This window comes from Roseovarius sp. MMSF_3298 (assembly GCF_030733705.1).
Taxonomy (GTDB): domain Bacteria; phylum Pseudomonadota; class Alphaproteobacteria; order Rhodobacterales; family Rhodobacteraceae; genus Roseovarius; species Roseovarius confluentis.
This window is the reverse complement of sequence record NZ_JASHIN010000002.1, coordinates 145,553-158,074: the sequence shown is the minus strand read 5'-3', so window position 1 is coordinate 158,074 and position 12,522 is coordinate 145,553. Positions and strand designations below refer to the sequence as shown.

Annotated in this window: 13 protein-coding genes; 1 reads left to right on the top strand and 12 read right to left on the bottom strand. The window is 66.4% G+C overall.

Annotation, left to right across the window (positions count from 1 at the left end; translation table 11 throughout):
* From RBB18_RS02805 to RBB18_RS02765, 9 genes are all read right to left on the bottom strand, one after another.
* The gene (locus RBB18_RS02805) at nt 1–636 is read right to left on the bottom strand and encodes an NADH-quinone oxidoreductase subunit B family protein (protein WP_245890373.1); all 636 of its coding nucleotides are present in this window, start codon (nt 634–636) and stop codon (nt 1–3) included.
* On the bottom strand, nt 627–992 hold the full coding sequence (locus RBB18_RS02800) for an NADH-quinone oxidoreductase subunit A (RefSeq protein WP_057789898.1): 366 nt from the start codon (nt 990–992) through the stop codon (nt 627–629). The genes RBB18_RS02805 and RBB18_RS02800 overlap by 10 nt, the downstream gene beginning before the upstream one ends.
* A gap of 307 nt (nt 993–1,299) precedes the next feature.
* Nucleotides 1,300–2,562, bottom strand: coding sequence for a hypothetical protein (locus RBB18_RS02795; protein WP_306110603.1), 1,263 nt, complete (start codon nt 2,560–2,562; stop codon nt 1,300–1,302).
* An 81-nt stretch (nt 2,563–2,643) separates the two neighbouring features.
* The gene (locus RBB18_RS02790; RefSeq protein ID WP_274592053.1) at nt 2,644–3,432 is read right to left on the bottom strand and encodes a crotonase/enoyl-CoA hydratase family protein; all 789 of its coding nucleotides are present in this window, start codon (nt 3,430–3,432) and stop codon (nt 2,644–2,646) included.
* A gap of 62 nt (nt 3,433–3,494) precedes the next feature.
* Nucleotides 3,495–4,349 carry a hydroxymethylglutaryl-CoA lyase gene (locus tag RBB18_RS02785; protein WP_103761529.1) on the bottom strand — a complete coding sequence of 285 codons (855 nt, stop codon included), beginning with the start codon at nt 4,347–4,349 and terminating at the stop codon, nt 3,495–3,497.
* Nucleotides 4,342–5,025, bottom strand: a complete 684-nt coding sequence (locus RBB18_RS02780) for a glutathione S-transferase family protein (RefSeq protein WP_306110604.1) — start codon at nt 5,023–5,025, stop codon at nt 4,342–4,344. The genes RBB18_RS02785 and RBB18_RS02780 overlap by 8 nt, the downstream gene beginning before the upstream one ends.
* Nucleotides 5,022–5,195 (bottom strand): hypothetical protein, encoded by a 174-nt coding sequence (locus RBB18_RS02775; protein ID WP_306110605.1) that lies wholly within the window; start codon nt 5,193–5,195, stop codon nt 5,022–5,024. The genes RBB18_RS02780 and RBB18_RS02775 overlap by 4 nt, the downstream gene beginning before the upstream one ends.
* A gap of 189 nt (nt 5,196–5,384) precedes the next feature.
* Nucleotides 5,385–7,334: a biotin carboxylase N-terminal domain-containing protein gene (locus tag RBB18_RS02770; protein ID WP_306121235.1), complete on the bottom strand. Its 1,950-nt coding sequence runs from the start codon at nt 7,332–7,334 to the stop codon at nt 5,385–5,387.
* 111 nt (nt 7,335–7,445) lie between these two features.
* Complete coding sequence (locus RBB18_RS02765) at nt 7,446–9,050, bottom strand: carboxyl transferase domain-containing protein (protein WP_306111735.1); 1,605 nt, start codon at nt 9,048–9,050, stop codon at nt 7,446–7,448.
* 170 nt (nt 9,051–9,220) lie between these two features.
* Between RBB18_RS02765 and RBB18_RS02760 the strand changes: the two genes are divergently transcribed.
* Nucleotides 9,221–9,832 (top strand): OmpW family protein, encoded by a 612-nt coding sequence (locus tag RBB18_RS02760; protein WP_274592059.1) that lies wholly within the window; start codon nt 9,221–9,223, stop codon nt 9,830–9,832.
* A gap of 80 nt (nt 9,833–9,912) precedes the next feature.
* Here RBB18_RS02760 and RBB18_RS02755 read toward each other — a convergent pair whose 3' ends face one another.
* The 3 genes from RBB18_RS02755 to RBB18_RS02745 are packed head-to-tail and all read right to left on the bottom strand — an operon-like array spanning nt 9,913 to nt 12,493.
* Complete coding sequence (locus tag RBB18_RS02755) at nt 9,913–10,518, bottom strand: hypothetical protein (protein ID WP_306111734.1); 606 nt, start codon at nt 10,516–10,518, stop codon at nt 9,913–9,915.
* A 2-nt stretch (nt 10,519–10,520) separates the two neighbouring features.
* On the bottom strand, nt 10,521–10,997 hold the full coding sequence (locus RBB18_RS02750) for a lysozyme inhibitor LprI family protein (protein ID WP_306111733.1): 477 nt from the start codon (nt 10,995–10,997) through the stop codon (nt 10,521–10,523).
* A complete protein-coding gene (locus RBB18_RS02745) occupies nt 10,994–12,493 on the bottom strand; it encodes an AMP-binding protein (RefSeq protein WP_371931582.1) in 1,500 nt (499 codons plus the stop codon). The genes RBB18_RS02750 and RBB18_RS02745 overlap by 4 nt, the downstream gene beginning before the upstream one ends.
* Nucleotides 12,494–12,522 lie beyond the last annotated feature (29 nt).

Below are 12,522 nucleotides of genomic sequence, written 5' to 3'. Positions count from 1 at the left end.
TCAGCGCACGATCGTCCCGGTGCGCCGGATCTTGCGTTGCAGCTGCATGATGCCATAGACCAGCGCCTCCGCCGTGGGCGGGCAACCGGGCACGTAGACATCCACCGGCACGATCCGGTCACAGCCGCGCACCACCGAATAGCTGTAGTGATAGTATCCCCCGCCATTGGCGCAGGAGCCCATGCTGATCACGTAGCGCGGCTCGGGCATCTGGTCATAGACCTTGCGCAGCGCCGGCGCCATCTTGTTGGTCAGCGTACCGGCCACGATCATCAGGTCCGACTGGCGCGGGCTGGCGCGCGGCGCCGTGCCGAACCGTTCCAGGTCATAGCGCGGCATCGAGGTGTGCATCATCTCGACGGCACAGCAGGCCAGACCGAAAGTCATCCAGTGCAGGCTGCCGGTGCGGGCCCAGTTGATGATGTCCTCGGTCGAGGTGACGAGGAATCCCTTGTCCTGCAATTCGCGGTTCAGCGCCTGCGTGGCGGTGTCGCGCTGGTAGTCGTCGGCATAGGCCTCCAGCGGCACCTGGCTCGACGGCCCGGTCTTGATCCGCGGAGACTGGTACCCTTCGCTCTGCACCTCGGTGACCATCTCGTCATCGGCGGTGTGCGCGGTCTTGTCCTCTACTGCCATTCCATCGCCCCTTTCCGCCATTCATAGGCAAACCCGGCCGTCAGTACCGCCAGGAAGACCATCATCGACCAGAACGCCGTCATGCTGAGATCCGCGAAGGCAACCGCCCAGGGAAACAACATCGCAATCTCAAGATCGAAGATGATGAACAGGATCGAGACAAGGTAAAATCGGACATCGAACTTCATCCGCGCGTCGTCGAAGGCGTTGAAGCCGCATTCGTAGGCACTGACCTTTTCCGGGTCGGGGTGCCGCACGGCCAGAACGACCGCGGCGAGGATCAGGACCAGTCCGAGACCGATGGCGATACCCAGAAGAACGAGAACAGGGAGGTACTCCCTCAGCATCTCTTCCACGTGTGGCTCCTTTCATGCGCGCCGTGCCATCAAGGCGGACCGCGCATAAGATTGGCGTACAGTACTCGTGAGGGTTTACCGCTGCCCCGGGGCAGGGTCAACCAAGCGAGACGTGATTTCGCGCGCCCTTCGACGCCAAAAATTCCGCGAATACGCTGCTGTATCGGTAATAGGTGGTTTCTGGTGTACCAGACAAATTGACGCGTCCCGGTTCGCGCGCGAAACGCCCCGGCACTTCGGGGGCACAAACAGGCCCGGATCGCGACGCATACCGCTCTGCGCCGCGCGCCCCTTCAGCCTGCCCCGGTCAGAACGTCAGCTTCAGCCCGGCGATCAGCGTGTGCGACTCAACCGACCTGTCGCCGGTGATTGTCGGCAGGATCAGCGGCACAAAGCCTGCGTTGTACATGTACTCCGCCCCCAGCGTGACATGCCGCGTGGCCTCGTACTCGACGCCCAGGATCACCTGCTCCATCCGTTCCCATTCGGTGCCGTCGGTGCCCTGCACCCCCCGGCTGGCGGAAACCGACCAGGTGATCGGGTTGCCGGCCAGTTCGCGGTGCCACCGCGCCTGCAGCGTCGTCGCCTGCACGTGGTGCCCCGTCGCGGGCCAGCCATGCATCGAGCGCGTGAACTCCGCCTGCACGTCGAATCGCGGCCCGCTCCAGGTCAGGTTGACGTCCCACAGCTCGTTCCAGAAGCGATTGATCCCCCGCCCCGGCGGGTGATGCGCGATGGTGCTGTCATAGATCGACCCGCGTAAAAAGCCGCCCCCGACCGTCAGGTCATGTCCCGGCGCGGTTCCGAACCGATGCGATCCGTTCAACGTGAAATTCGACAGCGCGCCATCGTTCCTCGGGCTGCTGATCACCCGGTTGCCGCGATGCGCCGGAATCAGGGTAAAACTGAACTCGGACCGGTCGGTGACATACCCGAGTTCGATCACCGGGTCTTCGCTCTGGGCCCAGAAATAATGGCTGGAATGGGTGTGGGTGAACGGTGCGTAGCTGGCAAAATTACCGAAACTCAACGTCTTGCGCCCGACCGCCAGGTAAAAGGGCGACCGGTTCAGATCCCCGAAAATTACCATGTACTTGCGCAGCTGCACATCGTCCTGCCCGGGATATTCGACCTCGGTGAACTCGCCCTGTACAAAGCCCGTCACCCACGGCAGCGCCAGCGTGGCATTGAGCGAGATCTCGTTGATCACGCCATAGCTGTCGGACGTGCCGCGCGTATGCGTCGGCGGCAGGCGCGACAGGATGGGAAACTTGCCGGGCGTGTCCGTGCGCTCGGAAATCTGCGTGGCGATCAGCCGCCCGCCAAAGGTAAGCGATCCCTCCCGCACCTGTCCTTTGGCCCGGGCCCGCAGAAGTCGCGCCACCTTGTTGGTCACGTCGTTCTGGCGGTCGAAAACCCGTTCGGAATAGCGCAGATCGGCGCGCAATCGGCCGTCCGCCGTCGCGTAAATACCCTCCTCGGTCGCGGCGAAACCAGCCGAGAACCAGCACAGCGCGACGCACAGCATCGCCGTTTCCAAAGCTCCGAGACGTTGCAGAATGCGCTTCATAACCGTCCTTTCCGGCCCCACGGGGCTCAGAAGGCGGCAGAAAAGTTGATTTTTCGTTAAATTCGGCGGTATTTTCGCCGGTCAGTCACCGCCGCGCCAAGGCGGCTCCCGCTTGTCGAAAAACGCCGAGATACCGGCCTGCGCCTCCGCGCCCGCCCAGCAGGCGCTGAGCGCCTCGATCGTGTCGTCGATCACGTCCGTGTCGATCTTCGGTCCCAGCCGACGCAACAGGCTCTTGGCCTGCGCCACGGCCTCGGGCGCGCAGTCCAGGTAGGGCGCAACCTCTTCCTCGATGGCCTGATCCAGCGCATCCTGCGGCACCGCGCGGGCCAAAAGGTCCAGCCGGACCGCTTCGGCGGCATCGAACCGCCGCCCCGACATGAAAAACCGGCGCGCCTTAGCCTCGCCCGTCCGCGCCGCGACATAAGGCCCGATGGTGGCCGGGATCAGCCCCAGCCGCGTCTCGGTGCAGGCCATCTGCACGCTGTCCGCGCCCACCGCGACGTCACAGACCGAGATCATGCCCAGCCCGCCGCCGAACGCGTTGCCATGCACCCGCGCGATCAGCGGCTTGGGCAGCGTGTTGAGCGCCTGCAACATGTAGGCCAGCTTGCCCGCCTCCGCGGCCCGCGTCTCGGGATCGGCCGCGAACTGGTCGCGCATCCAGCCAAGGTCGCCCCCGGCACAGAATGTCTTGCCTTCCGCGGCCATCACCACCACGCGCACACTCTCGTCCGCGCCCAGCGTCTGTGCGGCCGCGTGCAGCTCTGCGATCATCCGCGCAGACAAAGCGTTGTGCTTCTCCGCCCGATCCAGCCAGAGCGTCGCCACGCCGCGGTCGTCCCGCTCGATCCTCACCGTTTCGTACATCCGTCCTCTCCCCGCGCCAAAATTCTTCCAAGAATTTTGACAAGAATTTTCGAAAATTCTTGTCACCCGGTCCGCATCGCGCGCGCCATCTCCGCCGCCCGCGCCAGAACATCCCGGTCCAGCCCCGTGTCGTATCCCAGCGACACCAGCCGGTTATGTACCTTTTCGGTCGCCACGTTCCCCTTGGCCCCCGGCGCATAGGGACAGCCCCCCAGCCCTCCGACGGCGGCGTCGAACACGCGTACCCCGTGTTGCAGCGACATCTCGATATTGTCCAGCGCCCGGCCTGCGGTATCATGGTAATGCCCCGCCAGCTTCTCCGCCGGCACCACCTGCGTCACCGCCCGCAGCATGGCGCCGATGCTCTCCGGCGTGCCCTGCCCGACCGTGTCGCCCAGGCTGATCTCGTAACACCCCATCTCGTAAAGCCGCCCCGCCACCTCGGCCACCTGGTCGGGCGCAACGCGCCCATCATAAGGGCAATCCGTCACGCAGGAGACATAGCCGCGCAAAGGCACGCCCACCTCCCGCGCGGCCTCGGCCACCGGGGCAAAGCGCTCCAGGCTCTCCTCGATCGTGGCGTTGATATTGGCCTTGGAAAACCCTTCCGAGGCGGACCCGAAGATCGCCACCTCGTTCGCCGCCGCCGCCATCGCATCCTGGAAACCACGCATGTTGGGCGTCAGCGCGGCATAGCTCACCCCCGGCACACGGGTGATCCCCGCCAGCACCTCGGCCGAGCCGGCCATCTGCGGCACCCATTTGGGGCTGACGAAACTCGCCACCTCGATCCGGGAAAACCCCGCGCCGCTCAGGCAGTCGATCAGCGCCACCTTCTCGGCCACGGATATCTCGCGCTTTTCGTTCTGCAACCCGTCGCGCGGCCCGACCTCGAAGATCTCGACCCGTTCAGACACCCGCGTCCTCCTCCGGCGCCGCATAGAACGCCTGCTCGTATATCCGCGCGCCGCTCTCCTCGGGCAGCGCCGCCTGGAACGCCGCCCGCTCGGTCAGCCTTTCGTACCATTTCGCCGTCTCGGGAAAGCCGTCCAGCGTGGCGAAATGCTGCGCCATGTACACCGCCTGCCCCACGGCGATATCGCAGGCCGAATAGCCCCCGGTCAGCAGGTAATCGCGGTTCTCCACCGGCGTGCTCAGCCGCGCCTCGATGGCGCCATAGCATTTGCGCAGCCGCGCCGCCTCCAGCTGCATCACCGTCGGGCTGCGCATGTGATCCTCGCGCAGCACGATATGCTGCTGGGTCAGGATCGCGACATGCTGGCTCACCGTCTCGGCGAAATTCAACCAGACCAGATAGGCCATCCGGTCCATGTCGCCGGGCATCCGCCCCATCCCGCGCTCGGGAAACTTCTCGCACAGGTATTCAATCATCGCGCCCGATTCGAACATCCGCTCGCCCTCGATCTCCAGCGCGGGCACGCGCCCCGCCGGCGACAGGCTCAGGAATTCCGGCTGGCGCAGGCTCTTGTCGAACGCATGGGTCACCACGCGAAACTCGACGCCTTCCAACTCGTTCAGCAGCCACAACACCCGCATCGAGCGGCTTTGCGGCACATGGTGCAGGACAATCACGCCATCGTCTCCTTGGTCAGCACCGGACGCGTCGCTTGCGCCGCGGGGCAGGTTTGCATCCATCCGCACCACGCCGCCAACGCGGATCCTGCGGCGATCCTCTCCTCCCTGCCCGGCACCATGTCAAAATAATCCAGCATCGGCCACAGGTGCCATTGTGCCAGCTTCAATGCGCCGGAGCGCCCTCGCCTCCAACACGGGACTCCGGCCAAACGTTTGCAGCCGGGTCAAAGCCTCGGCGCCTTCTCCAAAAGGATCACCCTCGTCAAAGTCGTGCGTCAACCCCTTCGCCGCCAACCCCATCCGCACGCTGCGCATACAGACGCCAAAGTGATAGCCCGTCAGCCGCAAACCATCCGTCACGCCGCCGCCTCCGCGTCCTCCTCCAGCCGGATCAGCGCCGCCCCGGCCTCCACCTGTGTGCCCGCATCGGCCAGCACCTCGGCCACCACCCCGTCGCGCGGGGCCAGCAGGCTGTGCTCCATCTTCATCGCTTCCAGCACGGCCAGCCGGTCGCCCTTGGCCACTTCCTGCCCGGCTTCGGCAAAGACAGCCTTGACCATGCCGGGCATCGGCGCCTCGATCACGCTGGCGTCGCCTGCGGCAAACTCGCCCCGCTCCAGCGGGTCGAGGATGTCGAACCCGATCCCGTAGCCCGCAAAGACCGTCACCAGGTCGCCCGTCACCGCCACCTCCGGCGCCAGCGCCCCGTCCAGCTGCCAGCGCCCGCCCACGCGCCGCGCCGCGACCCGCCTGTCGCCGACCTCCACGTCATGCGCCTCCGCGGACAGGCTTTGCACCTTTGCCTGCACCTCCTCCCCCTCGCGCCGCAGCACCACGCTCCGCCGCAAAGGCTGCCACAGGACAAACCCGGTCTCCGCCCCGCCACCGTCCAACAGGCCAAGGCTCGCCAACGCCGCCAGCGCCACAGTGGCATCACTCACCTCCGGCGCCGCGCTCAACGCCTCCAGGTCCCGTGCGATCAGCCCGGTATCCACCTCGCCGCGGCCAAACGCTTCGTGCCGCGCCAGCGCCCCCAGGAAAGCCAGGTTCGTCACCGTCCCTGCCACCTGCGTGGCTTCCAGCGCAGCGCCCAGCCGCTGCAACGCCACCGCCCGCGTCGGCCCATGCGTCGTCAGCTTGGCAATCATCGGGTCGTAATGCGGGCTGATCTCGTCCCCCGCCCGAACCCCGGTATCCGCCCGCGCCCCCTCGGGAAACACCAGGTGCCGCAAGCACCCCGTCGCAGGCAGAAACCCTTTTGGCACGTCCTCCGCATAGAGCCGCGCCTCGAACGCATGGCCATTGATCGACAGGTCCTCCTGCCGCTTCGGCAGCCCCTCGCCCGCGGCCACGCGCAACTGCCACTCCACCAGGTCGACGCCGGTGATCTCTTCCGTCACCGGATGCTCCACCTGCAGCCGGGTGTTCATCTCCATGAACCAAAAGCCGTCGCTGCGCAGCCCATCCGCACCGTCCACGATGAACTCCACCGTCCCCGCCCCGGCATAGCCGATCGCCTCCGCCGCACGCACCGCCGCCGCGCCCATGGCCTCGCGCACCTCCTCGGTCATCCCCGGCGCTGGCGCCTCCTCGATGACCTTCTGGTGCCGCCGCTGCAACGAGCAATCCCGCTCGAAAAGATGCACGGCGCTCTGCCCGTCGCCAAAGACCTGCACCTCGATATGCCGCGGCTGCTGGATATACTTCTCGATCAGGACAGCGGCGTTGCCAAAGGCCGTCTTCGCTTCGGCTTTTGCACTCTCCAGCGCTTCGGCAAAGCTCTTGGCCTCCTCTACCAGCCGCATCCCCTTGCCGCCGCCGCCCGCCACGGCCTTGATCAGCACCGGATATCCGATCTCCCCGGCCTTTTCGGCCAAGACCCCCGGATCCTGCTCCTCGCCATGATAGCCCGGCACCACCGGCACCCCGGCATCGTGCATCAACGCCTTGGCCGCATCCTTCAGCCCCATCGCCCGGATCGCCTTGGCCGACGGCCCGATAAAGACCAGCCCCGCCGCCTCGACCGCCTCCACGAAATCCGGGTTCTCGCTCAGAAAGCCATAGCCCGGATGGATCGCCTTCGCCCCCGTCGCCTTTGCCGCTTCGATGATCCGCGCACCATCCAGGTAGCTCTCCGCCGGCGCCGCCCCGCCGATATGCACAGCGGCATCCGCCAGCGCCACATGCCGCGCCGCCCGGTCGGCATCGGAATAGACCGCGACACAGCGCACCCCCATGGCCCGCGTCGTCTCCATCACGCGGCAGGCGATCTCGCCCCGGTTGGCAATCAGGATCGTGTCAAACATGGCTCCCGCCTCCGTCACATCCGGGCCCGGACGCGCATCCGCGCCCCACGCCCACATTCATCGTTCCCAAAATACTCAAACTCCGACGCCGCCACACGATACCCGCGCGCCTCACATCCGAAACAGGCCAAACCGCGTCTCCTCCACCGGCGCATTCAGCGCCGCCCGCAAGCTCAGCGACAAGACCTGCCGCGATTTCCTCGGATCAATGATCCCGTCATCCCAAAGCCGTGCGCTGGCATAAAGCGGATGGCTCTGCGCCTCGAACATGTCGATCGTCGGCTGCTTGAACGCCGCCTCCTCGTCGGCGCTCCAGGTCCCGCCCTTGCGCTCGATCGCGTCACGCTTCACCGTGGCCAGCACGCCCGCCGCCTGCGCGCCGCCCATCACGGAAATGCGGGAATTGGGCCATGTCCAGAGGAACCGCGGCTGATAGGCCCGCCCCGCCATGCCGTAATTCCCGGCGCCGAACGACCCGCCCACCAGCATCGTCACCTTGGGCACGCTCGTCGTCGCCACGGCCGTCACCATCTTGGCTCCGTGCCGCGCGATCCCCTCGTTCTCGTACCGGCGGCCCACCATGAACCCGGTGATGTTCTGCAGGAACACCAGCGGCACTTTGCGCTGGCTGCACAGCTCGATGAAATGCGCGCCTTTCTGGGCGGCTTCGGAAAACAGCACGCCGTTGTTGGCGACAATCCCCACCGGACACCCCTCCACAAGGGCAAACCCCGTCACCAGCGTCTCGCCGAACCGCGCCTTGAACTCGTCGAACCGGCTGCCATCCACCAGCCGCGCGATCACTTCGCGGATGTCATAGGGCGTGCGCAGATCCCCCGGCACCACGCCCAATATCTCCTCGGGGTCATAGGCCGGTTCCTCCGGCGCCTCCATCCGTAGGGTGGGTGACAGCCCACCGCCCAACGACCCCACGGCCCGCCGCGCCAAGGCCAGCGCATGCGCATCATCCTCGGCCAGGTAATCCGCCACGCCGCTCAGCCGCGTATGCACATCCCCGCCGCCCAGGTCCTCGGCGGTCACGTCCTCGCCCGTCGCCGCCTTCACCAGCGGCGGCCCTGCCAGGAAAATCGTCCCCTGGTCCCGCACGATGATCGTCACGTCGCTCATCGCGGGCACATACGCCCCGCCTGCCGTGCACGACCCCATGACGACAGCGATCTGCGCAATCCCCTTCGCGCTCATCCGCGCCTGGTTGTAGAAAATCCGCCCGAAATGATCCCGGTCCGGAAACACCTCGTCCTGGTTGGGCAGGTTCGCCCCGCCCGAATCCACCAGGTATATGCAGGGCAAGCAGCATTCCTCGGCGATCTCCTGCGCCCGCAGGTGCTTTTTCACCGTCATCGGGTAATACGTGCCACCCTTCACCGTGGCGTCGTTGCACACCACCATGCAGTCGCGGCCCTGCACGCGCCCCACGCCCGCGATCACCCCGGCACAGGGCGCCGCCCCGTCGTAAAGCCCATGTGCGGCCACCGCGCCCACCTCCAGGAACGGGCTGCCCGGGTCCAGCAGGTTCGCCACCCGTTCCCTTGGCGGCATCTTGCCTCGGCTCTTGTGGCGCTCCCGCGCGGCCTCGCCGCCACCTTCGGCCGCGGCGCGCGCGGCCTCTTCCACCACCACCAGCGCGTCCAGATGCGCCTCCCGGTTGGCCTGGAATTCCGCCGATCCGGTCAGAATCTGAGAGGAAATCTTCATCCCGCCACTCCTTTCGCACTCATCTGTTGGGGCCGCGCCCCCGCTGCACCGCAAAGCACAGTGATATATTTGCAACGCCCTGCGCGCTCGCTGCGATTTTGACATACATCAAGGCGGTTTAGCCCGGCCCGCGTCATCTTCCGCTCAAACAACTCAGAAGTGGAAAGACCATGAAACATCTCACCGCCCTCGCACTCGCAGCACTCGTCGCCGGCGCGGTTCCGGCCTTCGCGCAGGAGCGTGGCGACGTCTCTCTCGGCGTCGGCCTCGCCGGCGTCATCCCCGAAAGCGGAAACGGCGTGCTCGCCGGCCCGACGCCGATCAGCGTCGAAAACGGCTACTCGCTCTCGCTGACCGGCGAATACTTCATCGCCGACAACCTCGGGATCGAACTTCTGGCCGCCTGGCCCTTCGCCCATGACATTGACTCCGGCGGCGTCAAGATCGGCGAGGTCAAGCACCTGCCGCCCACGCTCTCGCTGCAATATCACTTCACCAACAAAGGCAACGTCACACCCTTCATCGGCGCGGGCATCAACTATACCACCTTCACCGAGGACAAGGCCGTCGGCCCGCTCGCCGGCAACAGCCTCGACCTCGACGACAGCTGGGGGCTCGCCCTGCACGCGGGCCTTGACTACAGGGTCTCCGAGCATGGTGCCCTGCGGACAGACGTGCGTTGGATGAACATCGAAAGCGACGTGAAACTGAACGGCGTGGACATCGGCAAGGCCAAGATCAACCCGTGGGTCTTCGGCGTGTCCTACGTCCACACGTTCTGAACCGTCCCGGCGAACCCGGACACAGGCGGGGCGGGCCATCGGGCCGGCCCCGTTTTCGTATGCGGCAAGCATCACCCGGGTCATTCTTCCGGCCTTGACCTTGGCCGAACCGGGTCGGGCGCGGCGATCCAGCCCGCCTCGAAGGCAGGCGGCACCATGTCCTGGTGCCGCGCCACCTGCCACGCGATCACCGCGGCGCGCAGCCGCCCGTTGGCCTCGCGCGCCCGGCACCACATCTCCATCCGCGGGCTGTGCCCGGCACAATCCTGCCCCGCCGACATGCCATGCGCCAAGTGGAAGAGCTGCTCGTAAAGCACTTCTGCAAAAGGCTTTTCCACCTCCGCGCCTTCCGCGTCTTTCGGCTCCGGCAACTCGGTCAGCACCCGCGCCCGCCAGATATCCTGCTCCACCGCCAGCGCCTTCTGACAGCCCAGCGGTTCCTCGGACCGGTCGCAGATCACGATCCCGATCGTGCCGCAAAACTCCACCCCGTTCACATTGGCCAGCGGATAGCCCGCCTTCTCCGCCGGGGTCGGCGCAAAGGCATCGACCGCCTGCTCATAGCGCAGGATCTCGCCGCGCAGGCAGGTCTCGAAATCCGGCAGCGGCGCCTCCTCGGCCATCGCCATGGCGGGCCACAGGGCCACCTGGGCCAGCGGCAGGATCAGGTTGTGCCGCCATGCCATTCCTACAGCCCTCCGCGCATGTCGCGCAGTTCCAACGACCGCTGTGCCGTCATCCGCATCAGGCAGGACGCCGCCGCGACCGACCGGATTGTGCCGCCCCGGTTGCGCTCATAGGCCAGGCTGCATTCGGCGTCGCGAAAGGCGATCCACGCCCGCTGCGCCGTCAAAAGTGCCTCTGAAACAGGCGGTTGACCGGAATCGAACTGATCCACCTGCGCCCGTGTCGCCTTGTATTCCCGGTTCAAGAACCTGTCCCACACCGCCGTCTCGGCTTGCAGGCACGCAACAATGCCGATGGTCGAGGACCCGCCCGGCTGCGCCTGGCACTGGTTGGCCGCATCGGCCACGCAGCCCGGCACGCCCGCCTCCCGCGGGGCGCTGTCGAAACACGCCGCGACCGTGTTTTCGTTCACGCTCGGGTCCTGCGCCTGCGCGGCGCCTGCCGCTATCAGGACAATCGCAAGACTGCGTCCAATCATGCCTCTTCCTCCGTTTCCGCCACGGCCCGCGCCTTCAACTCCTTGCGAATGACCTTGCCCGTCACCGTCATCGGCAGCGCATCCAGGAACGTCACCTCCCTGGGATAGGAATACCCCGCAAGCCGTTCTTTCACATGGGTTTTCAACGCCTCGGCCAAGGCGTCATCCGCCGTCACTCCGTCCCGCACCACCACATAGGCCTTCACGATCTCGGTACGCAGGGCGTCGGGCTTGCCCACCACGCCCACCGTCGCCACCGCGTCATGGGTCAAAAGGCAATCCTCGATCTCCGCCGGCCCGATCCGATAGCCGGAACTGGTGATCACGTCATCCTCGCGCCCCACAAAGCGCAGGAACTCCCCGTCCCACACGCCCCGGTCGCCGGTCAGCATCCAGTCGCCGCGGAACTTTTCGGCGGTCTGCTCGGGCCGGTTCCAGTATTCCAGCATCATGCTGGCCGACCCGCGCTTTACGGCGACATCGCCCTCGTCCTGCGTGGGCTCTCCGTCCGGGTTCAAGACCGCCACCTCGTGCCCCGGCACCACCTTGCCGATACAGCCCGGTTTCGGGTCGAACAGGCTCTGGCAGGAACAGGCCACCAGATTGCACTCGGTCTGCCCGTAAAACTCGTTGATCGTCAGCCCGAACGCCTTGCGCCCCCAGTCCAGCATCTCCGCGCCCAGCGGCTCACCCCCGCTGGCCACCGTGCGCAGGCCCTCGATGCGCTCGTCGGCGGCCTTCAGCATCCGCAATGCCGTGGGCGGGAAAAAGACATTCCGAACAGCCCCTTGCCGGATGATCCTCACGCACTCCTCGACGCTGAATTTCGGCAATCTTGCCGCCACCACCGGCACGCCCAAGGCAAGCCCCGGCATCAGGATGTTGAAGAGGCCACCAATCCAGGCCCAATCGGCCGGCGTCCACAGGCAATCCCCCTCGTGCTGGCCCAGGAAATCATGCGGCATCTCGACCCCCGGCAAATGCCCGGTCAGGACCCGGTGCCCGTGCAGCGCGCCTTTCGGGCTGCCGGTCGTGCCGCTGGTATAGATCAGCACCGCCGGATCCTCGGGCCCGGTGCCGGCGGTCTTGAACGCGCCGCGCTCCGGCAGTTCCGCCTGCTCCGGCACTAAGGCCTCGACTTCGGCCAAAACCGCCAACATATCAACGCCTTCCGCGTCGGTCACGACGATTTTCGCGCCCGCGTCCCGCACCCGGCTGGTCAGCGCATCCTCGCGAAACAGCTTGAACAGCGGGATCGACACCGCCCCGATCTTCCAGATCGCGATATGTGCCGCGGCACACCAGGCGCCCTGGCTGCGCAGCACGCCCACCCGGTCGCCCCGCGCGACGCCTTTCGCCACCAGCGCATGCGCCAACCGGTCCGCCATGTCCCGCAGATCGCCATAGCTCAGGTCCCGGCCCATCTCCGCCAGGTCCCTGATCGCCACGCGGTCCGGCGCGCGCGCCGCCCAGTCGTCACACGCCTGCGCCGCCATGTTCAGCCGCGCCGGCAGGTCCCAGGAAA